22 protein-coding genes and 1 tRNA gene are annotated in these 24221 nt (G+C 66.5%); 17 read left to right on the top strand and 6 right to left on the bottom strand.

Going from position 1 to position 24221, the window contains the following annotated elements; genetic code table 11:
- Window positions 1-41: 41 nt before the first annotated feature.
- Window positions 42-1220 (bottom strand): amino acid aminotransferase, encoded by a 1179-nt coding sequence (locus tag ACSJJU_RS12020; protein ID WP_435915743.1) that lies wholly within the window; start codon window positions 1218-1220, stop codon window positions 42-44.
- 243 nt (window positions 1221-1463) lie between these two features.
- Between ACSJJU_RS12020 and ACSJJU_RS12015 the strand changes: the two genes are divergently transcribed.
- The 4 genes from ACSJJU_RS12015 (at window position 1464) to ACSJJU_RS12000 (ending at window position 4500) form a co-directional block, all read left to right on the top strand.
- Entirely contained in the window at window positions 1464-2582 is a 1119-nt protein-coding gene (locus ACSJJU_RS12015) for an endonuclease/exonuclease/phosphatase family protein (RefSeq protein WP_435915741.1), read from the top strand.
- Window positions 2583-2754: 172 nt separating this feature from the next.
- Window positions 2755-3522, top strand: a complete 768-nt coding sequence (locus ACSJJU_RS12010) for an SDR family oxidoreductase (RefSeq protein ID WP_435915740.1) — start codon at window positions 2755-2757, stop codon at window positions 3520-3522.
- A gap of 127 nt (window positions 3523-3649) precedes the next feature.
- The gene (locus tag ACSJJU_RS12005; RefSeq protein WP_435915738.1) at window positions 3650-3877 is read left to right on the top strand and encodes a hypothetical protein; all 228 of its coding nucleotides are present in this window, start codon (window positions 3650-3652) and stop codon (window positions 3875-3877) included.
- 164 nt (window positions 3878-4041) lie between these two features.
- Window positions 4042-4500, top strand: coding sequence for a response regulator (locus ACSJJU_RS12000; RefSeq protein WP_435915736.1), 459 nt, complete (start codon window positions 4042-4044; stop codon window positions 4498-4500).
- A gap of 6 nt (window positions 4501-4506) precedes the next feature.
- Here ACSJJU_RS12000 and ACSJJU_RS11995 read toward each other — a convergent pair whose 3' ends face one another.
- Window positions 4507-4980, bottom strand: a complete 474-nt coding sequence (locus tag ACSJJU_RS11995) for a hypothetical protein (protein ID WP_435915735.1) — start codon at window positions 4978-4980, stop codon at window positions 4507-4509.
- A 212-nt stretch (window positions 4981-5192) separates the two neighbouring features.
- Window positions 5193-6497: a serine hydrolase domain-containing protein gene (locus ACSJJU_RS11990; protein WP_435915733.1), complete on the bottom strand. Its 1305-nt coding sequence runs from the start codon at window positions 6495-6497 to the stop codon at window positions 5193-5195.
- 368 nt (window positions 6498-6865) lie between these two features.
- Here ACSJJU_RS11990 and ACSJJU_RS11985 point away from each other — a divergent pair, with 368 nt between their 5' ends.
- Together ACSJJU_RS11985 and ACSJJU_RS11980 are read left to right on the top strand one after the other, a co-directional pair.
- On the top strand, window positions 6866-7627 hold the full coding sequence (locus ACSJJU_RS11985) for an SIR2 family protein (protein WP_435915732.1): 762 nt from the start codon (window positions 6866-6868) through the stop codon (window positions 7625-7627).
- A gap of 82 nt (window positions 7628-7709) precedes the next feature.
- Window positions 7710-8669 carry a DUF808 domain-containing protein gene (locus ACSJJU_RS11980; protein ID WP_435915731.1) on the top strand — a complete coding sequence of 320 codons (960 nt, stop codon included), beginning with the start codon at window positions 7710-7712 and terminating at the stop codon, window positions 8667-8669.
- Between the two features lie 60 nt (window positions 8670-8729).
- Here the strand turns inward: ACSJJU_RS11980 and ACSJJU_RS11975 are convergent, their stop codons facing one another.
- The 3 genes from ACSJJU_RS11975 to mnmA all read right to left on the bottom strand — a co-directional run bounded on the left by ACSJJU_RS11975 (window position 8730) and on the right by mnmA (window position 10651).
- Window positions 8730-9131: a glycine zipper 2TM domain-containing protein gene (locus ACSJJU_RS11975; RefSeq protein ID WP_435915730.1), complete on the bottom strand. Its 402-nt coding sequence runs from the start codon at window positions 9129-9131 to the stop codon at window positions 8730-8732.
- A gap of 208 nt (window positions 9132-9339) precedes the next feature.
- Window positions 9340-9416, bottom strand: a tRNA-Met gene (locus tag ACSJJU_RS11970).
- A 44-nt stretch (window positions 9417-9460) separates the two neighbouring features.
- Window positions 9461-10651, bottom strand: coding sequence for a tRNA 2-thiouridine(34) synthase MnmA (gene mnmA, locus ACSJJU_RS11965; RefSeq protein WP_435915728.1), 1191 nt, complete (start codon window positions 10649-10651; stop codon window positions 9461-9463).
- Between the two features lie 206 nt (window positions 10652-10857).
- Here mnmA and ACSJJU_RS11960 point away from each other — a divergent pair, with 206 nt between their 5' ends.
- From ACSJJU_RS11960 to flhA, 11 genes are all read left to right on the top strand, one after another.
- Window positions 10858-12813: a flagellar hook-length control protein FliK gene (locus tag ACSJJU_RS11960; protein WP_435915727.1), complete on the top strand. Its 1956-nt coding sequence runs from the start codon at window positions 10858-10860 to the stop codon at window positions 12811-12813.
- Window positions 12814-12821: 8 nt separating this feature from the next.
- The gene (locus tag ACSJJU_RS11955) at window positions 12822-13916 is read left to right on the top strand and encodes a FlgD immunoglobulin-like domain containing protein (RefSeq protein ID WP_435915726.1); all 1095 of its coding nucleotides are present in this window, start codon (window positions 12822-12824) and stop codon (window positions 13914-13916) included.
- An 82-nt stretch (window positions 13917-13998) separates the two neighbouring features.
- Window positions 13999-15306 (top strand): flagellar hook protein FlgE, encoded by a 1308-nt coding sequence (gene flgE, locus ACSJJU_RS11950; RefSeq protein ID WP_435915725.1) that lies wholly within the window; start codon window positions 13999-14001, stop codon window positions 15304-15306.
- Window positions 15307-15493: 187 nt separating this feature from the next.
- Window positions 15494-15784, top strand: coding sequence for a CtrA inhibitor SciP (gene sciP / locus ACSJJU_RS11945; protein ID WP_435915724.1), 291 nt, complete (start codon window positions 15494-15496; stop codon window positions 15782-15784).
- 209 nt (window positions 15785-15993) lie between these two features.
- Window positions 15994-17691, top strand: coding sequence for a flagellar basal-body MS-ring/collar protein FliF (gene fliF / locus ACSJJU_RS11940; RefSeq protein WP_435915723.1), 1698 nt, complete (start codon window positions 15994-15996; stop codon window positions 17689-17691).
- An 11-nt stretch (window positions 17692-17702) separates the two neighbouring features.
- On the top strand, window positions 17703-18725 hold the full coding sequence (fliG, locus tag ACSJJU_RS11935; RefSeq protein WP_435915722.1) for a flagellar motor switch protein FliG: 1023 nt from the start codon (window positions 17703-17705) through the stop codon (window positions 18723-18725).
- Between the two features lie 12 nt (window positions 18726-18737).
- Entirely contained in the window at window positions 18738-19394 is a 657-nt protein-coding gene (locus tag ACSJJU_RS11930; RefSeq protein WP_435915721.1) for a FliH/SctL family protein, read from the top strand.
- Entirely contained in the window at window positions 19394-19756 is a 363-nt protein-coding gene (gene fliN, locus ACSJJU_RS11925; RefSeq protein ID WP_435915720.1) for a flagellar motor switch protein FliN, read from the top strand. The genes ACSJJU_RS11930 and fliN overlap by 1 nt, the downstream gene beginning before the upstream one ends.
- Window positions 19753-20514, top strand: coding sequence for a motility protein A (locus ACSJJU_RS11920; RefSeq protein ID WP_435915719.1), 762 nt, complete (start codon window positions 19753-19755; stop codon window positions 20512-20514). The genes fliN and ACSJJU_RS11920 overlap by 4 nt, the downstream gene beginning before the upstream one ends.
- A 33-nt stretch (window positions 20515-20547) precedes the next feature.
- Window positions 20548-21939: a sigma-54-dependent transcriptional regulator FlbD gene (flbD, locus tag ACSJJU_RS11915; RefSeq protein WP_435915718.1), complete on the top strand. Its 1392-nt coding sequence runs from the start codon at window positions 20548-20550 to the stop codon at window positions 21937-21939.
- Between the two features lie 77 nt (window positions 21940-22016).
- Complete coding sequence (gene flhA, locus ACSJJU_RS11910; protein ID WP_435915716.1) at window positions 22017-24134, top strand: flagellar biosynthesis protein FlhA; 2118 nt, start codon at window positions 22017-22019, stop codon at window positions 24132-24134.
- Window positions 24135-24221 lie beyond the last annotated feature (87 nt).

Raw genomic sequence — 24221 nt, 5'->3', positions numbered from 1 at the left:
GGGCGCGCGGACCGTGCCCCCTGCCCGTCAAACACCGCAACCTAGAGCGAGCGCAGCGCCGCCACGAACGCCTCGATATCGGCAAGGCGCAGGCCGGCCACATTGATGCGGCCGGAATCGGCCATGTACACCGCCCGCTCGGCCCGGAGCGTCCTCACCTGATCCCGGGTCAGGGAAAGGGTCGAGAACATGCCCTTCTGCCCGCCCACGGCGGTCAGGTCCACCGGCCCGGCCCGGCCATGGGCCGCAAGCGCTGCCCGGATCTCGGCAATGCGCTTCTGCACTGCATCCAGCTCTTCCCGCCATGAACGGGCCAGTTCCGCATCGCCCAGAATGATCCGCACCACGGCCGCGCCGTGATCGGGCGGCATGGAATAGGCGGTGCGGGCATGGCTGGCCAGGTGGGAGGCGGTGATGGCCGCTGTCTCATCCGCGCCGGTGACCACATAAAGCGCCCCGATCCGGTCCCGATACAGGCCGAAGTTCTTGGAGCACGAGACAGCCACCAGAACACCGCCAAGGCGGGCAGACAGCAGGCGGACGCCGTACAGATCCGCCTCCAGCCCATCGCCTAGGCCGTGATAGGCCAGATCGACGAACGGCAGGAGGCCACGGGCCTCCAGAACGTCCGCAACCGCCTGCCACCGCTCCGGCGAGAGATCGGCGCCGGTCGGGTTATGGCAGCAGCCATGCAGGAGAACGGCATCGCCCCGCTCGGCGGTTTCCAGCGCCGCCATCAACTGATCGAACTGAAGTGACTGGCTGGCGACATCGAAGAAGGGGTAGGTCTTCACGTCCAGCCCGGCCGCGCGGAAGATGGGCGCGTGGTTCGGCCAGGTCGGCAGCCCGACCCAGATGCGGCGGCTGGGGACCACGTCCCGCAGCAGCTCGGCGCCGATGCGCAGCGCGCCCGAACCGCCGGGGGTCTGGATGGAGGCAGTCCGGCCCGCCTGCGCCGCCCAGCCGTCCCCGAAGACGAGACCGCCCAGCAGGTCAAGGAAGCGAATATCGCCCGCCGGCCCCAGGTAGGCCTTGGTGTCCTGTTCTTCCAGCAGCCGGCGCTCGGCGGCCTTCACCGCAGCGAAAATCGGCGTGCGGCCCGCCTCGTCCTTGTAAACGCCCACACCCAGGTCGAGTTTGAAGGGGCGGATGTCTTCCGCAAACAACTTGATCAGGCCCAGCAACGCATCCGCAGGCTGGGCCTCCAACGTATTGAACATTCCTTAGCCTCCCAAGTGGCGGTTCGCCTTGCAGCTCGGAACCGTGTGCTACACCCGGGGCGGCAAATCAATTGTCTAACCCCTCTGCAATACCGGCGGATGCGAAACGATTTCTGCTCTCTTTTCCGCAGGTTCGTTTTTCAGACCCCGGGGGACACCAAGCTGCCTGCCATTCGTTCCCAGTATGAGATCGTCCGGACAGCCCCTTGGTGGCTGGCCCTACGCAAAGGGTTGGGTACTGCCATGCTGAGCGCTGTGGTCGCTGCATTCTCCCTGTTTCTGGTTGGCCTGACCGCCCTCCCTCTTCTCCCGAGCGGGCTCTGGTGGGTCCGCATCTGGGATTTCCCCCGCCAGCAACTGGCGCTGCTGCTTGCCCTGTGCGCTGCGGCGCAGATTGCGCTCTGGCCCGAGAGCCTCGCCGCAAAGGCGGTGCTGGGTGTCACCCTGCTGGCTCTCTGCTGGCAGATGTGGTGGATTTTCCCCTACACGCCGCTGCGCCGTCTTCAGGTTGAGTCGGCGGTCCGGGGCGGCGACCCCGATCAACGCATCCGGCTGCTCATCGCCAACGTGTTGCAGCACAACCGCAACATCCACGGCCTCTATCGGAACATCTCCGTCTTCAATCCAGACGTGGTGCTGATTCTGGAAGCAGACGACTGGTGGAGCCGTCACCTGGCGGCCATGGCGCATCGCTATCCCCAGAAGGTGTTGCGCCCTCAGGAGAACACCTATGGCATGCTCCTGTTCTCACGCCTGGAGGTGGTGAACGTCACGGTGCGGGAGCTGGTGACCAAGGGCGTGCCCTCGATCAAGGCCCTGATCCGGCTGCGTTCCGGCCAGCTTGTCGAACTGTACTGTCTGCACCCCGAGCCGCCCGTTGTTGGCACGCACGCCTATGAGCGGGATGCGGAAATTCTGCTCGTCGCAAGAGAGTCCGTCCGCAGTCCCTATCCGGTCATTGTCTGCGGCGACATGAACGATGTGGCCTGGTCACGCACCACACGGCTGTTTCAGCGGGTCAGCGGACTGCTCGATCCACGGATTGGCCGCGGACTCTATTCGACCTTCGATGCCAGACGCTGGTATGCACGCTGGCCTCTCGACCATGTTTTTCACGACCGGCGATTTTTGCTGAACCATCTCCAGCTGGGGCGCAAACTGGGCTCCGACCACTTCCCGATCATTGTCGAGCTGGCCTATCACCCCGACGCCGCCGAGAGGCAGGAAACACCCCGATCCGCCGATTCCGCCGACCACCAGGAAGCAGACGAGAAAATCGAGACGGGTCAGGAGGAGGCCGGGCGCGTGCCCGAAAAAGCGCCCGCGCGCGCGGAAATGGCCGTCACCACGCCCCTGAAGTAACGCTGCCCCGGTCCGCCCGATCTGCCCCGGTCGCGGCCGATCCCCCCCAACAGAACATTGGGGGGATGCGCCAAGGGCTGTTGTCTTTCACCGGGCCCCCGCAATACTCCTGCTGAGCTGTTGATCCGGTTTCTCGCGTTGCGTTTTCCATCCAGACGAGTGGGGCACCGCCATGAACCTCTTCGACCTGACGGGCAAGACTGCGATCATCACCGGCTCCTCGCGCGGCATCGGCCGGGCCATTGCCGAGCGGCTGGCCGAGCACGGCGCGCAGGTGGTCATCTCCTCCCGCAAGGCCGAAGCCTGCGAAGCGGCCGCGGCGCACATCAATCAGACACACGGCGAGGGCCGGGCGATTGCGGTGCCGGCCAACATCTCCTCCAAGGAGGATCTCCAACGCCTGGCGGACAGCGCAAACCGGGCCTTCGGCAAGGTGGACATTCTGGTCTGCAATGCCGCCTCCAACCCCTACTACGGCCCGATGGCGGGCATCTCCGACGAGCAGCTCCGCAAGATCCTCGAGAACAACGTCATCGCCAGCCACTGGCTGATTTCCATGATCGCGCCGCAGATGGTGGAGCGCCGGGACGGCTCGATCATTCTCGTGTCCTCGATCGGCGGCCTCAAGGGGTCGCCCATCATCGGCGCCTACAACATCTCGAAGGCGGCGGACTTCCAGCTTGCCCGCAACCTCGCCGTGGAATTCGGCCCCCATAATGTGCGCGTCAACTGCATCGCCCCGGGACTGGTCCAGACCGACTTCGCCCGCGCGCTCTGGGAAAACCCGGAGACCCTGCGCGCCGCCACGGCCAACACCCCGCTGCGGCGCATCGGCCAACCCGACGAGATCGCCGGAGCGGCCGTTTTCCTGGCGGCACCCGCCTCATCCTTCATGACCGGCCAGACCATCGTGGTGGATGGCGGCGTGACCATCGCCTGAGACCTGATCCTGCGCGGACGCCACGCAAACCGGCGGGGGCCCGGAACTCCCGCTAGTGCCCGTCGTTGCTCCAGCATCGTTCCCTCGGCCCGATATCCGGGCAAACCATGAGACAGGGAGGCTGATTATGGCTGGCGGGCAGCAGGATACCGGCACAAGCGACAGCACCTACGATCTGGTCAGCGTGCTCTATCACGCCCTCCAGGGTGCCGAAATGTACGAGGTCTACGCCGCCGATGCCGAAGAGTCCGGCGACAGTGACCTTGCCCGCTTTTTCGATCAGATTTCGCAGGAAGAACGACAACGCGCCGATCGCGCCAAATCCCTGCTCGCCCAGCGGCTCAATCGCAGCTGATGCGAAAAAATATCTGGTAGTTGCACCGCCCTTCTGTCCGGAACGGCGAGACTTGGCAGTGCGTCGGAGACGGCGATCTCGACTTTTGCCGCGCGGGCAGAACCTGCGGACAGCCCTCTTACAATTGACGCATTAAAATTTATGATTGAAATTGAACTGTTCGCATGGCGGACGGGGCCCGTTCGCTTGCGTGCCTCTCACAACCCGAGATGGGATTGGGCATGGGTGGATTGCAGGGAAAGACCGTTCTTCTGGTCGAGGATGAGCCACTCGTCGCCATGCTTGTGGAGGACATGCTGGCCACTCTGGACGTGAAAATCATCGGCCCGGCCGCGCGGCTGGACGAAGCGATCGCGCTGGCACAGAGAGAAACCTTCGATGTGGCGGTGCTGGATGTGAAACTGGGCGGCCAGACCAGCGGGTCCGTCGCCAGTGTGCTGCAAGAGCGGAACATCCCCTATATCCTGGCAACCGGTTTCGACACGCCGTCCCTGCCGGATTTTGATGCGGATGCACCGGTGCTGAACAAGCCCTACGTTCAGGAGGATCTGGAGCGGGCCTTGCTGCAAGCGCTGGAAAATTCGCCGGTTTCCCACGCACTGCGGCGCAGGCCCGCGCCGTGACCGGCCTCAGGCCATTTTTTCGAGCGCTTTCGCGTCCACGATGAGAGGGTGACCGTCCTCCAGCAATGGCAGCGAAAGGCGGTTGACGCCGCCGCGCAACCGCCGGGGTTTCGCCTCCTCCAGAAAGCCATCCGCCACCAGCGCGTCCAGCCGCGCGCGGTCGTCATCGCCCGCCACTTCCGCATGACAGAAGGCTGTCGCCATCTCCCGCGGCCGGGGCTCGGCCAGACGCACGGAGAACCAGGTGCCATCCTCGCTCACCAGAATGAGCCCGCCGACCCGGTCCTGCAATTGCTCGCCCGGCTGCGCCTCGATGCGGACGTAGACCGGTTCCGCCAACCGGTGAGCGGCCTGATCGGGTGCGGTCGGCTTGAGCGCTTCATCCACGTAAACGTTGCTCCAGCGTCGCCCGACAGCGCGATAGAGAAGCGTCGGCTTGAGAACAACATAGGCTTTTCGGGCTGGGGGCAGGGATCGCACGCGGCCGTTCTCCGTTAATTGCGGCATCGGTCGGAAACCCGAGCGATGCAGAGAAATAAAAACATCTTCACGTGCGGGTCTTCACGCTCCGCACCCGAAGGCATGCAAAAACGCTGGCTGCCAGAGGCACTGGCGGCTTCTCTTTTGGAATATAGAACGCTTGGCCGCCGGGTCAGGGGCCGAGAAAAGTGACCTGCGCCCGGAGGCGCGGCCTATTCGCCGCCCGGACCGGGCTGCTCGCTCGCAGCCCCCGTGTGCGAGGCCAGGGTCGATACGGCCTTGTCCTTCTTCGGGAAGCCGTTCAGCACCAGCCCGCGCGTCTTGATGCCGTCGATGAAGGTCTCAAGATAGGCCGGCAACAAGGTGGGGAAGTCCTGGGAATAGCCGTTGGTCAGGAGGACGATGCCCGACTTGCGCTCCGGCACGAAGGCAATCTGGGCCACATACCCCTGCACGGCCCCGGCATGCCAGACCACCTCGACCCCGTTGATGTCGTAGACCCGCCAGCCGTAGCCATAGCGCGCCGACTGCAAGCCCTCATACCGGGCGCGTCCCCGGTACAGTTCCTTGGGTGTGGTCACCCGGGGCTTGTGGATCGTCTCCAGCACGTCCGCAGGCAGGGTCTGGGGGGCCATGCCGAGATGGGCCATGAGCCATTTCGCCATGTCGCGGGCGGAAGCATTGACGCCCGCAGCCGCAGGCACGCCGTAGTACGGCTCCTTGACCGTGACCTCCCGCCACTGCGCCTTGCCAATCCTCACATGGGGACGGGCCCAGTTTTCGTCCCGCTTCAGCCCCTCCATGCCTATGGACGCCCGGTGCATGGCCAGCGGCGTGAACAGGCGCTGCTGGACCAGATCGGCGTAGGACTGGCCCGTGCGCGCTTCCAGCACCGGCGCCAGCAGGTTGAAGGCGACGTTCTGGTAACCGTAGCAGCTGCCCGGCGCGCAGGAGACCGGCAACGTCGCCAGACGGTTCACGATCTGCTCGGGCGGCAGACCCGCCTCCAGCAGATCGTCGAAGGCATTGTGCGGCAACCCGACCCGGTGGCTCAGCAGATCGCCCACGGTGACATTGTTGCGGGCCGCGCCCAGCGACACATTCGGCAGCACCTGCCGGACCGGCGTTGACCAGTCCACATAGTGCTCCTTGACCATGAGGCCGGTCAGGCTGGCGGCAAACCCCTTGGAGAGCGAGGCGATGCGGAAAACGGTCTGGTCGTCCACCTTGCCGCCGTCGTTCAGACTGCGCCGGCCATACCCGCGGACCAGCGACAGGCGGCCATTGTCGACAATCGCAACCGCAATGCCGACGAACGAGCCCTCCGCGACCTTCTCCCGGATGTAGTTGTCAAAGGCGACGATGCGGGGATCATCCTCGGGCCGGGGCTGGCCGGAGTTGAGGGCAACGAGGCGGGGCGGCTGTTCGGCTGCTCCGGCAACGGCGGGCGCGGCGGTCTGCATGCCGGTTGCCGCGAACGCTGCCAGCGCCAGCGACCAGCCCAACACTCGACGCACGCCACTCGGCCTGACTTCGCTGTTGCGGCCCGCCACCGGCCGCACCCTGCCCAGTCCCATGACAACCTGCCCTTGTCCAGAATGGGCGGAGGTTACAGGAACAGTCCCTCCAATGCCAAGACCCGTTGCGCCCTTCGGAGCGTCACTGGCCGCAAATCTGGCCGGTCAACTGATCAAAGGCGAAACGGGCTTCCGAAAGGAAAGGGCGAGACGCCGCAACGCCACCCCCCGGGGAACAGCCGGGCCCCGCACGCTTTCTCACAAGCGTGCATGAAGAGACTCGATATCAGGCCGCATCGGCCTTTGAAGAGCTCGTCGCCGCCACACGGGCGCGCCGCGTCATTCTTTTTGCCGGGGCTGGCCTGTCCATGAGCGTCGGTTTGCCCTCCTGGGCGGAGCTTATCAAATACATGCGCGCCGAACTGGATCTGCCGGAGGACTGCGACCGGGGGGACGTCACCTACCAGGCCCTCGCCGAATACTACCGCTTGCAGCAAGGCAGCATCGGCCCGCTGCGCAGCTGGATGGACCGCACCTGGAGCGTCTCCGAAGCGAAGGTGCGCAAGTCCCGAATTCACGACCTGATCGTCGGCCTCGAGTTCCCCATCATCTACACCACCAACTACGACAACAATCTGGAGGTCGCCTACCGCCTGCATGGCCGGGAGTTCGTCAAGATCACCAGCGTGCGCGACATGGTGCGCGCCACCGACGGGCTGCCGCAGATCGTCAAGTTTCACGGGGACTTCTCGGACGACCAGTCCCTGGTTCTGGCCGAAACCGACTATTTCGACCGGCTGGAATTCGACTCCCCCCTCGACATCAAGTTCCGGTCCGACACGCTGGGGCGCACGCTGCTCTTCATCGGCTACAGCATGTCGGATCTCAACATCCGCCTGCTGCTGCACCGGCTCTGGAAGACCTGGCGCGCCTCCGGCCGCGAGAAGGACCGCCCCCGCTCCTTCCTGTTCGCACACCGGCCCAACCCGGTGCAGGCCGCTGTGCTCGAACAGTGGGGCATCACGGTGCTGGGTGAACAGTCCGAGGATCCCGAGGAAGCCCTCCTCGCCTTTCTCACCCGGCTGAAGGACGCCGCCAGCGCCCGCGAGGACCAGGGCAGGCGGTCATGACGCAACACCGCCGGGGAGACCTTGCGGCCGATCTCGCCTTATTCCCTGTACGCAACCGCCCGGGGCCGTATAGGATACCGTCATGAGTGGACTGCTTGCCCTGCTGGACGACGTGGCAGCCATTGCCAAGCTGGCGGCCGCGTCGGTGGACGATGTCGCCGCGCAAGCGGGCAAGGCAGGCCAGAAGGCCATCGGCGTTGTCATCGACGACACGGCGGTCACCCCCAAATACGTGACGGGGCTGAAGGCGGCCCGCGAGCTGCCCATGATCTGGCACATCGCGCTGGGGAGCCTCAGGAACAAGGCCCTGCTGCTGCCGGTGCTCATCGGCCTCAGCCTGTTTCTGCCCGCCGCCATAACCCTGCTGCTGCTGGTGGGCGGCGCGTACCTCTGCTTCGAGGGGGCGGAGAAGGTCTGGCATTCCCTGGCGCCCCATGACCCCGAGGCTGCCGAGGCCCAATCGGCCCGCGATCCCACGGAGCTGGAGCGGGAACGGGTCGTCGGCGCGATCAAGACCGACTTCATCCTGTCGGCGGAGATCATGACCATCGCGCTCTCGACCATCGAGAGCCCGTCGCTCTGGACCCGACTGATCACCCTCGCGATCGTCGGTGTCCTGATTACTGCCGGGGTCTACGGGGTGGTCGCCCTCGTCGTGAAGCTGGACGACCTTGGCGTTCTCATGGCCCGCAAGGGCCGGTTGCGGGCAACGCGCCGGTTCGGGAGGGTCATGGTGAAGGGCGTGCCCAAGCTGTTGTGGCTGCTGTCCGCCATCGGCACGGCGGCAATGTTGTGGGTCGGCGGCAGCATCTTCGTGCATTCCCTGCATGGCCTTGGCCTGCACGAGCCCTACGTCTCCATTCATCATCTCGCCGAAGGGGCAGCGAGCGCCGTGCCCGCCTCGCTCTCCGGCCTGACCGGCTGGACGGTCACCGCCCTGTGCGATGGCCTGTTCGGTCTCGCTCTCGGGGCGCTGCTGATCCCGGTCAGCGCGAAGGTCATTTCGCCCCTCTGGCGCAAAGTGCTTCAGGCGGTCCGCTGATTCCGAAGCACGCGATGCGGGAGCGCGCGTGCGCCCCCGCATCGCCGGTTCAGCGTCGCATTACTCGCAGTGGATATCACCGCGATCGATGGCGCGGCCCGCCAGCGCGCCCACGCCGGCGCCGAGAATGGTGCCCAGCGTCTTGGACCCGCCCGGCGCGATGACGTTGCCGAGCACGCCGCCGCCGATGGCGCCGACGATGGTGCCGGTGGTCCCGTCATCCTTCTTGCAGTAGTAGCGCCCGTTCCGGTCCCGGTAGATGACGTCCTTGTCCGTCATCTTCTTGCGCTTCTTCGCCTTCCCGGGCTGGGGCTTGCCTTTGCCGTGATTGCGATACCGGCTGTCTTCATGGTGCTTGCCATAGCCGGGACGCTCCCCGCGATATCCATAATCGTTGCTCGCGCAGGCAGACAGGCTCACCGAGCTGATCACCGCCGCGATCAGGAGGGAAACAGGCTTCATAAAAAACATCTCCATCATCAACTCTGCCGCCGCCCCGCCTGATTCGAAGCAGAGCCGGGAAAACGGCGTCATCCCCGGAACTTAAAGAGGCTTAACTGTCTGCAAGATGAATTACGCGGACAAAAAGGTGCGATCCGCGCAGCAGCGCTTCGGTGCAGCCCGCCCAAACGCAAAAAGGCCGCCCGAGGGCAGCCTTTTGAAAGCGGTTTGGTAGCGGAGGAGGGACTTGAACCCCCGACACGCGGATTATGATTCCGCTGCTCTAACCAGCTGAGCTACTCCGCCACTCACCGGTGAGGCCGTCGCTATAAGGCCATCATGACATGCCGTCAAGCGCTTCGTTCAGCCTTTCGGGAAAGCGCGTTGGCAGCACCGGACGCCGCGCCCGAAGCCGCGCCCGCCATCAGCGGATGGGCGGGCGTCGTGCCGCTGATCCAGCCGCCGCCCAGTACGCGCTCGCCGCTGTAGAACACGCACGCCTGGCCGGGCGAGACGCCGGCCTCCGGCGTGTCGAACACCACATGGGGATGGGGCACCGGCAGATAGCGGGCCGCAACCGGGCGGCTGGTGGAGCGCACCCGCACCATCATCGGGACGCCGTCCTCGGGGATGTCGCCGCCCAGCCAGTTCACATCCCGCAGGGTCAGGGACGCCGTCAGCAGCGCCTCGCGCGGGCCCACGATGACGCGCTTCGCCGCCGGGTCGAGCTTGACCACATAGACCGGCTCGGCCAGCCCGCCGATCTCCAGCCCCTTCCGCTGGCCGACCGTGTAATGAATGATGCCCTTGTGCGTGCCCAGCACCCGGCCGTCGATGTGCACGATCTCGCCGGGCTCGATCGCGCCGGGGCGCAGCTTCTCCACCACATCCACGTACTTGCCGGACGGGACGAAGCAGATGTCCTGGCTGTCCGGCTTGCTGGCCACGGCGAGGCCGAACTGCTCGGCCAGCGCGCGCACGTCCGGCTTGTGCATGCCCCCGAGCGGGAAACGCAGGTAGGCCAGCGCCTCGCGCGGCGTCGAGAACAGGAAGTAGCTCTGATCCCGCGCCGGATCGACCGCCATATGCAGCTCCGGCGCGTCCAGCGTGCCGAGACGGCGCACATAATGGCCGGTGGCGAGGCAGTCCGCCCCGAGGTCGCGGGCGGTCTCCAGCAGATCCCGGAACTTCACTTCCCTGTTGCACTGCACGCAAGGGATGGGCGTCTCGCCGCGCAGATAGCTGTCGGCAAAGTCATCCATCACCGACTGGCGGAAGCGGCTCTCATAATCCAGCACATAGTGGGGAATGCCGATACGGTCGGCCACACGGCGGGCATCGTGAATGTCCGTGCCCGCGCAGCAAGCGCCCGTGCGCCCCACTGCCTTGCCATGATCGTAAAGCTGGAGGGTGATGCCCACCACGTCATAGCCCTGGCTCTTGAGCAGGGCGGCCACGACGGAGGAATCCACCCCGCCCGACATGGCAACGACGACGCGGGTTTCGGCTTCCGGCTTTTCAAATCCGAGCGAATTGGTCATCGCCGTGACCTAGCGCGGGCGCCGCCTGTCCACAAGGGCAGGCCCGGCAATTTTCGCCCAACCGTGCCAAGCTTGCCGGGCGATGTGCGCTGTCTGCCCGCCGCCAGCAGACGCCATGCAAGACATAACCCATTGAATCAACAGAAAAACAAAAGTTGGCCCGACATTTGCTTCTCTCTGCGGGAAACGCACGAAACGGAGAAAGCATGGCCGGGTTTCTGCCCATCTTCCTTGCCAGCACAGGCGCGACGCCCCAGGCGGCGCCGGACGCTGCCGGACAGCCGTCCGGCACGGACGGAGCGTTCGCGGCCCTGCTGGCCGAGGCATCGGACCGGGCCAGCACCGGCGGGGAGCCGCTCCTGCCGACGGAGGGCATGGTCACGCCGGCGCAGGTCCAGTTTGCCGGGCAGCCGGAAGGCTCTGCCGTGCAGCGCCTGAAGCTCGCCCTCGCCATCAACGGCGATCTGCCGGTCGCGCTCGGCGAGTCCACCGGCCTTGCAACCGTGATGGCCTCCCTTTCCCCCGCCCCGGCACCCGCGCCCCAATCCGTGCCTGTTCCCGAGGCTGGCACCGATTCCGGGGAAGCCACACCGGCCGCGCAGCCTGCGGCGGTCTCTGGCGGCGTGACGAAAGCCGCCGAGGCGCAGCCGCAGCCCTCCGCCGGTGACGCCCCGGCGCTGGAGCCGCAGCCCAAGCTGGCCCTTGCGCCCACCGCGCCCAGGCACGCCACGCTTCAGGATGCGGCCAACCCGGTCGAGACCGGGCAGGATGAACCCGGGCAGGATGAAGCCGGGCAAGAGACGGCCGGGGATCGGCCCGCCCTTGCAACCGGGCAACTTCTTCCCCAGCCGAACGGGCCTGCCGTTCATGGCCTGGAGCCGTCCCGCACCCCGGATCTGACGGCCGTCGCCGACGCCGGGCAGCCAGCCGCCGAGACGCCGGCGGAACCCGCTGTGCTCGCCATGGCCGCCTTCCCGGCCGCTGCCCCGGCGGAACCCGAGGCGCCCGCGTCCAACAGCGCCCTGTCCGCTCCGGCGACGCCGGACGCTGCCCCGATCACGCCGGCCCGTCCGGCCCCGGCCCAGACAGCTCCTGCGCCCGCAGCCCCGGTGACCGAGGCGCAGCCGGTCCAGAACGAAGCCGCCACCGCCGCCCAGACCGCCGCGACCGCTGACCGGTCGGCGGCGATGGCGGCGATGACGATGGCTCCGGCACCTGCCGCTCAAGCTCAAACCGCCGCGGAACCGCTGATGGCCCCGGCGGCGGCCGATCCGGCAACCCTTGCCGCGCTGGCGCCTGCCGCAGGTCGCGCGGAACCGGCCCGGAAGACGGTCGACACCCCGGCGGTGAAGGCCGACGCCGCAACGTCCGTCTCCGCCGCTCAGGTTGCGACGCCCGAAGCCGCCAAGCCGGAGGGCCAGACGCCGCACCCGCTGTTCGCGAAGGACCAACCGGCCACGGACGGTGCGCGCAGCCACTCCGCCCAGCGCCTGTCGGATGACGCTCCGCTCGCCCAGCCCCAGGCGGACACGGCCGGAAGCAGCAACGCTCAGCCCGCTCCGGCCGATCGCACCGCCGCCCTGACGACCGAGAAGCCTGCCGGGCAGGCGGCACCCCAGACGGGCGCGCCCGAGGGTGTGCAGCCGGTTGCCGCGCAGCCTGCCGCTCATGCCTCCGCCGCCAACGCCCAGACGGCCCAGCCGCACCCGGCGGTGCATGTTCGGGTGGCAGCGCCCCATCAGGTGCCCGACGCGGTCGGCATGGCCATCAGCCGCCACGTGAACACCGAGGCCACCGAGTTCACGCTCCGGCTCGATCCGGCCGATCTGGGACGCGTCGAGGTGAAGCTGGACATCGGCAAGGATGGCAAGGCGGTCGTCTCCATTCAGGCGGACAACGCTTCCACCTTCGATCTGCTGCGGCGCGACAGCCAGGTGCTGGAGCGGGCGCTTCAGGATGCCGGCCTGAAACTGGACAGCGGCGGCCTCAACTTCAGCCTGCGCCAGCAGGATGGACAGGGCCAGCAGCAGTTCGCGGGCGCCTCCCACGACCGCGCCTTCCCGGGCCGGACCCAGGAGGCGTCCCTGACCGCCCCCGAAGCCGACCACACGCCGCGCCCCAGCCGCCGCAGTGCAGCCGGCCTGCTCGATCTTTCGATTTGAGGTGACACATGTCTGCCCTTAGCTCTCTTGGCTCGCTCGCCCAGTCGTCCACGACATCGCAGAAGACGGCAAATTCCGCCGCCACCCTCTCGAGCAACTTCGACACGTTCCTGACGCTGCTGACCACGCAGCTCCAGCACCAGGATCCGCTGGAGCCGATGGACAGCTCCGAGTTCACCAATCAGCTAGTGCAGTATTCCAACGTGGAGCAGGCCATCCAGCAGAACGCCAATCTGGAAAAGCTCATCAGCATGTTCCAGACGCAGGGGCTGAACACGGCCACCAGCTACATCGGCAAGGAAGTCACCGCCCTCAGCGACATGGCCTATCACAGCGGCGAGGGCGTGCACTGGATCTACAGCCTCGAAGCCCAGGCGGACTCGGTCAACATCGTCGTCACCGATGCCACGGGCAAGACGGTCTATGCCGGCACCGGCGAAACGGGCGCGGGCGAGCACAGCTTCGTCTGGAACGGCCGGGACTCCGACGGCAACGTGCTGCCCGAGGGCTTCTACACCCTTCAGGTGACTGCCAAGACCCAGGACGGCGCGGACATCGCCAACGACATCTACGTGCGCGACACCGTGACCAGCGTCGAGGTCGCCAACGGCGAGCCGGTGCTGGTGGTGGGTGGCATGCCGGTGAGCGTCGACCGCGTGGCCATCGTCAAGAGCCAGTCCGCCGCCAACAGTCTGACCTCCGTCGCCGGTTACCTGGGCAAGACCGTGACCGCCACCACGCAGCAGGCCGTCTTCGACGGGGACAAGGCGTCCTGGCAGTACGAGATCGGGCCCGACGCGACCAACGTCAAGCTGACCGTCAAGGACAGCACGGGCAAGGTCATCCACGAGACGACGGGCAGCGCACTGCCGGGTTCGCACAGCTTCAACTGGAACGGCGATGGCACCTTTGGCGACGCCGCCAAGGGCGAGACCTACACCCTCTCCGTGAAGGCGACCGACGCCAACGGCAGGGAAATCACCTCCACCGTCACCCTGACCGGCACGGTGGAGCGCATCGAGATGCAGAACGGATCACCCGTCCTGATCGTCAACGGATCCCGGGTCCGCATGGACCAGGTGACCAAAGTGAACAACGCATAGTCCAACACCACACACACCGCATGAGGCCGCGTCCGCACCGGACGCAAGACACGCACAGAAAAACACTCGCAGGAGAACCACGATGAGCTTGTACGCTGCGCTTTATTCGGGAACCTCGGGCCTCGCCGCCAACTCGAGCGCGCTGGGCATCATCTCCGACAACATCACCAACGTGAACACCATCGGCTACAAGGCCGCCGATGCCGAGTTCATGACGCTGGTGACGGAAAGCTCCACCTACGGCTCCTACTCGCCGGGCGGCGTGCAGGCGCGTGCCCGCTCGCTGATCGGCGCGCAGGGCCTGCTGCAGACGTCCACCTCGGCGACCGACCTTGCCATCGACGGCAACGGCTTCTTCGTCGTGCGCCCGGACATGAACAGCAAGGACGTCTACTTCACCCGTGCCGGCTCCTTCCGCCCCGATGACCGCGGCTACCTCCAGAACACCGCCGGCATGTACCTGATGGGCTGGCCGCTGGACTCCAACGGCAAGTACATGGACAACGGCGACGTGAACGTGCTCTCGCCGATCAACATCGCCGCGCTGACCGGCACCGCCGAGGCGACCACCAACGCCAAGATCCGCGCCAACCTGCAATCAAGCCAGGAAATCTATGCCGGCACACCGGCCTATGACCCGGCCAACCCGGGCCAGCTGGCCAGCGGTGCGATCGAGCCGCACTTCTCCAAGACCATCAAGGTCTATGACTCGCAGGGGTCGGCCCACAACATCACGATGAGCTTCCTGAAGACCGGCGTGAATGAATGGAGCGTCGAAATTCACGGCACTCCCGGCGAGATCACTGGCGGCCCGCTGGTCAGCTCGGGCACCATTGCCTTCAATGAAGACGGCAGCCTGGACATGGGCAACTCCACGGCCGCCCTGTTCGACCCGATCAACTTCAACTGGACCAACGGTGCGGCAGCCTCCCCGATCACCTTCAACTTCGGCAGCGACGGCCAGGCCGACGGTCTGACCCAGTTCGACAGCACCTCGACCATGATCTCCTCCGCCATCGACGGTGCGGTGTTCGGCAACGTGACCGGCGTGTCGGTGGGCAAGGACGGCGTGGTGACCGCGCTGTTCGACAACGGCCTCACCCGCGCGGTCTACAAGCTGCCGATCGCCACCTTCCAGAACCCGGAAGGGCTGATGTCCGTGCAGGGCAACGCCTACGCCCGCACCGACTATTCGGGCAACTTCGAGCTGGTGAGCTCGGGCACCGGCGGCGCGGGCCAGATCTCGCCCAAGACGCTGGAAGCCTCGACGGTCGACCTGGCCGAGGAGTTCACCAAGCTCATCACCACCCAGCGCGCCTACTCGGCCTCGGCCCGCATCATCACCACCGCCGACGAGATGCTGACCGAGCTGAACCAGCTCAAGCGGTAACAGGGAGATCACGACGGGAGGGTGACGTCGCCGGACACGTCAAAACGTTAAGGCGACGTTAACCCTCTCCCTTAGTCCAACTTTCACCCGGATGGGCGAACCATTTACCGCGTCGCTTAGGTGTTCGTTAGGGGCGGCATCATAAGCTGGCAGAACTGGAGCTGGTGCGGAGTGGAGTTAGAGAACGATGATCGAAAATCAGAAGTTCCGCCCCCAAGCGGTGATCGGCCCGCTTGGCGAGCCACTGACGCTCGATAATCTCCCACCGCCGGACACGACCCGGTGGGTTGTCCGGCGGAAAGCGGAAGTGGTTGCAGCCGTCAAAGGTGGCTTGCTGACGATGGAAGAGGCCTGTGCGCGGTACAGCCTCTCCGTGGAAGAGTATCTTTCCTGGCAGCGCTCGATCGAACGCAACGGCATGCCGGGCCTGCGCGTCACCCGGGTTCAGCAATACCGGTCCGTGGAAGCGCGAAGCTGATCAATCCCGAACGTCGGCCCGGAGGCGCTCCCCGTGCTTCCGGGCCGCCTTCCCTCGCCGGGTTGCGCCTGCGGATTATCCCCCGCGCCAACCCGGCAAAATTTTCCCGGTCATTTACTTCTTATTCACCAACCACCCCCTAGCTTGCCTTCGTCATGATCGGCACGGCGTGCAGCCGGTCGCAGGTCTGCATGACGAAGGACGGGGCAGTGGAAAACCTCAAGAACCTGATTGCCGCGCTGGGCGTGAAGCGCCTCGCCATCATGGGCGGGACGGCGCTTCTGATTGTCACCGGCCTCATCTTCCTGTCCATGCGGGCATCGCGACCGGACATGGGCCTGCTGTTCACGGATCTCGAGCCGGCCCAGGCTCAGGCCGTGACCGAGAAACTCCGCGCCCTCGACGTGCCCTTCAAGCTGACGCCCGACGGCACCGGCGTCATGGCCCCGGTCAACCGCCTGCCGGAGCTGCGCATGAATCTGGCGGCCGAGCAGATCTCCGGCCCCATCGGCTATGAGCTGCTCGACAACCAGGACCCGTTCGGCACCACGGCGTTCCTGCAGAACGTCAACCGCATCCGCGCCATCGAGGGCGAACTCGCCCGCTCCATCACCAGCCTCAGCGCCGTGCAGAAGGCGCGCGTGCACCTCTCCATTCCCGAGCGCGCGCTGTTCGAACGGGAGCAACGCAAACCCTCCGCCGCCATCACGCTCAAGACCCGCACCCGCCTGTCCCCGAGCCAGGTGATGGCGATCCGCGATCTGGTCTCCGCCGCCGTGCCCGATCTGGAGCCCGGCCACATTTCCATCGTTGACCAGAACGGAACCCTGCTGGCCCGCTCCAGCACCGACGATGTCACCGGCTTCGCCGCAACGCTCGAGGAACGCCGTACCACGATCGAGAATCGCCTGCGGACGGACGTGGAGACCATGCTGGAGCGCATCGTCGGCCCCGGCAAGGTGCGCGCCGAAGTCGCCGCCGAACTGGATCTGGAGACGGTGCGTCAGGAATCGGAAATCTATGATCCCGATCGCCAGGTGGTGGCGCGCACGACGACGGTCGAGAACGGCCAGCAGAGCACGGATACCCAGACCAACAACGGCGTGACCGTGGCCAACAACCTGCCGGAGGCCGAGGCGCAGGCCCAGCAGCCGGGCAACACCTCCAGCAGCACCGCCAACGAAATCTCGGAGCAGATCGAATACCAGAACTCCCGCACCCGCACGACGACGATGCGCAACGCCGGGGCCATCAAGCGGCTGTCGGTCGCGGTGATGGTGGACGGCATCTACACGCCGTCCGAAAACGGCGAGAAGGTCTATCGTCCGCGCACGGCCGAGGAGCTGGAGCAGTTCCGCCGCCTGGTGGAAAACGCCATCGGCTATGACGAAAACCGCGGCGACAGCGTGGTGGTCGAGAACCTGCGCTTCGCCCAGACCGACGACGCGCTCGGCACGGACGAAGGCTTCCTGCCGCAGATCCTGGAGTCGGATACGGCGATGCGCCTGGCGGAGATCGCCATCATCGGCGTGCTCGGTCTGCTCGGCTTCTTCTTCGTGCTGCGTCCCATGCTGAAGACGCTGGGCGCCGCCGTCAAAACCGCCGCCGCCGAGCCGCAGGCCGCACAGCTTCAGGCGCCGGAGGAACGGCTGGCGCTGGCGCCGCCCGTCGAAGGCGATGTCCTCCCGCGGGAGCTGATCGAGCGCGCCGCCGCCGGCGACGAGGAAGCCATCCGCCTGATCCAGGCCTCGCGGGGCAAGGACATCGGCATTCCCATCGAAGCCGAGATCGACGTCGCCCAGATCGAGGGCCGCCTGAAGACGTCGGCGCTGAAGAAGGTGGGCGATGTCATCGAGCGCAATCCCAATGAAGCCGTCGCAATTATCCGTCAATGGATGCACAGCTGAGGATCTGAACCGTGGCCGCAGTTGACATGGAAGAAATCAGCCGCATGAGCGGGATGGAGAAGGCAGCGACCTTCATGCTCGCCCTGGGGCAGGAACACGGCAAGGCCATCTGGGAACAGCTGACCGACGACGAGGTCAAGGATCTCTCCGCCGCCATGTCGCAGCTTGGCACGATCAAGGCGGCGACCGTCGAGAAGCTGTTCATCCACTTTGCCGCGCAGGTGTCCTCGATCGGCACGCTCTACGGTTCCTACGAGACCACCGAGCGCGTGCTCTCCGCCGTGCTGCCGAAGGACCGGGTGCAGCAGATCATGGAGGAAATCCGTGGTCCGGCAGGCCGCACCATGTGGGACAAGCTCGGCAACGTGAACGAGCAGGTGCTGGCCTCGTACCTCAAGAACGAATACCCGCAGACCGTTGCCGTGGTGCTCCAGAAAATCCGCCCGGACCATGCGGCCCGCGTCCTCTCCTCCCTGCCCGAGGACTTCGCCATGGAAGTGGTGATGCGCATGCTCCGCATGGAGGCGGTGCAGAAGGAAGTGCTGGACAAGGTGGAGCAGACTCTGCGCGTCGAGTTCATGAGCAACCTCGCGCGCACCACCCGCCGCGACAGCCACGAAACCATCGCCGAGATTTTCAACTACCTCGACCGGCAGGCGGAAGACCGCTTCCTCACCGCGCTGGAGGAGCGCAACCGCGACTCCGCCGAGAAGATCCGCGCCCTCATGTTCACCTTCGAGGACCTGGGACGGCTCGATGCGGGCGGCGTGCAGACCCTGCTGCGCAACGTGGAGAAGGACCGTCTGGCGCTCGCCCTCAAGGGCACGTCGGACAAGCTGCGCGAGCTGTTCTTCAGCAACATGTCGGAGCGCGCCGCCAAGATCCTGCGCGAGGACATGGAGGCCATGGGCCCGGTGCGCCTGCGCGACGTGGACGAGGCGCAGCAGTACATGGTCAACGTCGCCAAAAGCCTGGCGGACGCTGGCGAAATTCTCCTCTCCGACCCCAAGGGCGAAGACGAGCTGGTCTACTAAAAGGCGCGTTCCATGAAGATTGTCCCCTTCACCTTCGACAGCGCCTTCGATGGCGGCGCGAGCGAGGCCAAGGCCAAGGCCGAGGCGCAGTTCCGCGAGGAGCTGAACGCGGCCCGCACCGCCGCGCACGCGCAAGGGTACGAGGAGGGCTACGCCCAGGCCAAGCAGGAGCTGGAAGCGGCGACGCTGGCCTGCCTCCAGACCCTGGCCTCCCGGATCGGCGCGGTTGTCGCCGATGTCGAGCGGGTGAAGCGCGAGCTGGTGGCCGAGGCGGCCGGGCTGATCGTGCCCATGGCGGAGGCCATGGCGGGCCTCGAAATCCAGCGCCGCCCGCATGAGCTGCTCGACCGCTTCGTCCAGCAGGTTTTCGAGGAACACAGCCTCGAGCCGCGCCTCGTCATCCGCGTGGCGGACAGCCAGCTCGACGCCGTGAAGTCCCGCATCGAATCCCTGGCGGCCACCTACGGCTTTCAGGGACGCCTCATCTTTCTGGCTGAAGCGACGCTCCAGCCGGGCGACTGTCTGATCGAATGGCCTGACGGCGGCATCGAGGTGCGCGCCGAACACCGGCTCGCCCAGGTGCGCGAGAAGGCCGAAGCATTCATTGCCGCTCTGGAGCAGGGCGCTGCCGCGCCTCACGGCTCCAGCGGATCTGAAGGAACCGCGTAATGGCCAATCCCGAAGAACCGACGAACCCGGTGACGCTGGACGACCTGTCCAACGCCACCCTGTCCCCCGAAGAGATCCGCCGCCATGCGCCGGTGGACGAGCCGGAGACCCACTCCGCCGCGGAGCTGGAAGCGGTGTTCGATGTGCCGGTGACGGTTCAGGCCGTGCTCGGCAAGACGGCGCTTGAGGTGAGCCAGCTCCTGAAGCTCGCGCCCGGCGCGATCGTGGAGCTGGACCGGCGCGTGGGCGAAGCCATCGACATCTACGTGAACAACCGCCTGGTCGCCCGCGGCGAGGTGGTGCTGGTGGACGAGCATCTGGGCGTCACCATGACGGAAATCATCAAGACGGACCGTTCATGATCCAGGGCCTCGCCTTTTTCGTTGCGTCCCTCGCGCTCATTGCGGTGGCCATCTCCGTTGGCGGAGAGCCGGCCGCCTATGTGAGCGGCGCGTCCGCCCTTCTCGTGGTGGCGGGCACCGTCACGGTGACGGCGGCGGGCGTGCGGCGCGGCGAATGGCGGCAACTGCGGGACAACGCCCGCGCCATGCTGCACGCGCCGGCCCGGTCCCAGGGCGAGGCGGCCCGGAAGATGCTGGACCTGGCCTGGCGCTTCCGCAAGGAAGGCCCGGCGTGCCTGCAAAATGTCCGGCGCGGCCTCAAGGACATCCCCTTCCTGCGCCGGGGCATCGACCTGATGCGGGACGGGCTCTCCACCGAAGCGGTGGAGAAGCTGCTCAACGCCGAGGCCGACCGGCTGGCAGCCAGCCGCCTGCGTCTGGCCCAGCTGGTCCAGCGGGCGGCGGACGTCGCACCGGCGCTGGGCCTCATCGGCACGCTCATCGGCCTTGTGGACATGCTGGGCAAGCTGGACGAGCCGTCCGCGCTCGGCCCCGGCATGGCGGTCGCGCTGCTGACGACGCTTTATGGCGCGGTGCTCGCCCATGTGGTGCTGCTGCCGCTGGCCGCCCGCATCGAGTCCCACGTGGCCGCCGAGCGGAATTTTCATGCCTTGTGCATCACCTGCATCGCCGCCCTCGGGCGCGGCGAGCATCCGATGCATCTGGAATCGCAACTGAACGCGCTTCTGCCCGAAGCGCAGCATGTTCGCGCCGCGTAGAACGCGCGGCAGGATATTGAGGGAGTTAACATCATGCGTCTGCTGATGGTTGGGCAATTGAACGGTCAACTGGCTGCCGCGTCGCGCATGGCGATGGATGCCGGGGCCAAGGTCGTCCATGCCCCCGATGTCGAGACCGGTCTTGAGCAGGTGCGCGCCAAGGGTGCCGACCTCATCATGATCGACGTGGCGCTGGATGTGGCCGCCTTCATCGAGCAGATCCGCACCGAGCGCATTTCGACGGACGTGGTTGCCTGCGGCATCGGCACGGATGCGCGCGCCGCCGTCACCGCCATCCGCGCAGGCGCGAAGGAATATGTCCCCCTGCCGCCGGAGGCCGAACTGATCGCGGCCGTCATCCAGGCTGTGGCCGAGGACGGGCACCAGCTGATCTTCCGCGACCCGGCCATGGGCCGCGTCATCACCCTGGTGGACCAGATCGCCCCCTCCGACGCCTCCATTCTCATCACCGGCGAGAGCGGCACGGGTAAGGAAGTCATCGCCCGCTACATCCACCGCAAGTCGAACCGGGCGGACAAGCCGTTCGTGGCGGTGAACTGCGCCGCCATTCCCGAGAACCTGCTGGAGTCCGAACTGTTCGGCCACGAGAAGGGTGCGTTCACGGGCGCCATCGCCCGGCGGGTCGGCAAGTTCGAGGAAGCCAACGGCGGCACGCTGCTGCTCGACGAAATTTCCGAAATGGACATCCGGCTTCAGGCCAAGCTGCTGCGCGCCATTCAGGAGCGGCAGATCGACCGCGTCGGCGGCAGCCAGCCGGTGCCGGTGAACATCCGCATTCTCGCCACCTCCAACCGCAATCTGGCGGAGGAGGTGAAGAAGGGCACGTTCCGCGAGGACCTCATGTTCCGCCTGAACGTGGTCAACGTGAAGCTGCCGCCGCTGCGCGAGCGCCCGGCCGACATCAAGGTGCTCTCCGAGCACTTCGCCCAGAAGTTCGCCGAGCACAACAACCTGCCCTTCCGCCCGCTGGACGAGTCCGCGCTGCGCGCCCTGCTCGCCCACAGCTGGCCGGGCAACGTGCGCGAGCTGGAGAACACCCTGCACCGCGCCGTGCTGCTGGCCACGGGCGACACCATCACCTCCGACGCCATCGTGCTGCCGGACGGCACCCGCCCGGCCGCGCCTGCCGTCAGCCCGAACCCGGCGGCCGAGGGCGAGGCAGGCAGCGCCCCCGCCGCCACGGCCGCGGGCGCCGGCGGTACCGCGACGCTGGTGGGCCGCACGGTCGCCGACGTGGAGCGCGACCTCATCATCGACACGCTGAAGCACTGCCTCGGCAACCGGACCCATGCCGCCAACATTCTCGGCATCTCCATCCGCACGCTCCGCAACAAGCTGAACGAATACGCCTCGGCGGGCATTGCCATCCCGTCGCCGGGGCTGGGCGAGCGGGCCACGGGCTGAGGCGGTTTGTTGCAGGAGGGGCCAGGCCCCGCCTGCGATAGACAGCAAACCAGAGAAACAGGAACCGGCGGACAGTCATGGCGGATGCAACCACGGAAAAGCCCGCGGCGGCAACGGGCGGCGGCCTTGCGGGCCTGCTGAACCGGATCACGCCGTCGCAGGACATCGCGATGGCGGTGGGCATCCTCGCCATCGTGCTGATGCTGATCCTGCCCCTGCCCACCTGGCTTCTGGACATGGGGCTGGCGCTCTCGATCACCCTCGCCGTCCTCATCCTGATGACGACGCTGTTCATCGAGAAGCCGCTTCAGCTTTCGTCCTTCCCGACGATCCTGCTGGTGGTCACCATGTTCCGGCTCGGCCTGAACATCGCCACCACCCGCCTGATCCTCGCCCACGGCCATGAGGGCACCCACGCGGCGGGCGGCATCGTCCAGGCCTTCGGCTCGTTCATCATGGGCGGCGACGCCGTCATCGGCATCACGCTGTTCCTCATCCTCCTCGTCATCAACTTCGTCGTCATCACCAAGGGCGCGGGGCGCATCGCGGAAGTGGCCGCCCGCTTCAGCCTGGACGCCATGCCCGGCAAGCAGATGGCGATCGACGCGGACCTCTCCTCGGGCCTCATCGACGAGACGCAGGCCAAGGCGCGGCGCAAGGAAATCGAGGCCGAGAGCGGCTTTTTCGGCGCGATGGACGGTGCCAGCAAGTTCGTGCGCGGCGACGCGGTGGCGGGCCTGCTCATCACCGGCATCAACATCGTCGTTGGCCTCATCGTGGGCGTCGGCATCCACGGCGTGGATTTCGGCACGGCCTTCCACACCTATACGGTCCTGACCATCGGCGATGGTCTGGTCTCGCAGATCCCGGCGCTGGTGGTCTCGACCGCCGCCGGTCTGCTCGTCACCAAGGGCGGTGTCGCGGGCCGCACCGACGAAGCGCTGATCGGCCAGCTCACCAACTATCCCAAGGCGCTGGCCGTGGTCTCGGGCCTGCTCGCCTGCATCGCCTTCCTGCCCGGCCTGCCGTTCCTGCCCTTCGCCATTCTCTCCGGGCTGACCGGCTATGCCGCCTGGGCGCTGATGAAGAAGCAGAAGGACGCCGTCATCAAGGCCGAGGAGGCCAGGGCCGCCGAGGAACTGGCCAAGGCCACGCCCGCCGAGGAGCCGATCACCGCCGCGCTCGCCATGGACCAGATCCGGCTGGAGCTGGGCTACGGCCTGCTCTCGCTGGTCAACGACAATTCGTCGGGCCATCGCCTGACCGACCAGATCAAGGCGCTGCGCCGCCAGCTGGCGACCGATTTCGGCTTCATCATGCCGTCGGTGCGTATCCTCGACAACATGGCGCTGCCGCCCAACACCTACGCGATCTTCATCAAGGAAACCGAGGTGGGCCGGGGCGACCTGCGCCCGGGCATGCTGCTGGTGATGCACCCGAGCGGCGAGCGCGTCGACCTGCCGGGCGAGGACACGCGCGAGCCCGCCTTCGGCCTGCCCGCCCTGTGGGTGGACAAGGGCCTGCGCGACGAGGCCAACTTCCGCGGCTACACGGTGGTGGATGCCCCGACCGTCATCACCACCCACCTGACCGAGGCGATCAAGGACAACATCCCCGAGCTGCTCTCCTACGCCGAGACCCAGAAGCTGCTGGACGAGCTGGGCCAGGAGAACCAGAAGCTCATCGCCGACCTCATTCCCAACCGCATTGCGCTCTCGGGCGTGCAGCGGGTGCTCCAGAACCTGCTGGGCGAGCAGGTCTCGATCCGCGACCTGCCGACCATTCTGGAAGGCATCGCCGAGGCGGTGGGCTATACCCAGAGCCTCGTCATGATCACCGAGCATGTGCGCGCCCGCCTCGCCCGCCAGATCTGCGCGGCCAACGCGCGCAACGGCGTGATCTCCCTGCTTACCCTCTCGCCGCTGTGGGAGCAGCGATTCGCCGAGAGCCTCACCGGCCCGGGCGAGGAAAAGCAGCTGGCCATGGCCCCCACCCATTTGCAGGAGTTCATCGCCGCCGTGCGCGATGCCTTCGAGCAGCAGGCGGGCCGGGGCGAGTTGCCGTGCCTCCTCACCTCGCCCGGCATTCGCCCCTACGTGCGCTCGATCGTCGAGCGGTTCCGGCCGGCCACGGTGGTGCTCAGCCAGAACGAAATTCACCCCAAGGCGAAGATTCGCGCCGTAGGCAGCATCTGACCCGATGGAACATGCGCGAAAGTTTCAGGGCGTTAACGTCTCGTTTGCCATGGTGCGCCACAGTGGGGGCGGACAAGAGGGCTTGAT

It is taken from the genome of Pedomonas sp. V897, assembly GCF_051304405.1.
Taxonomy (GTDB): Bacteria; Pseudomonadota; Alphaproteobacteria; order Sphingomonadales; family Sphingomonadaceae; genus Pedomonas.
This window is presented reverse-complemented; position numbering and strand designations above follow the sequence as displayed.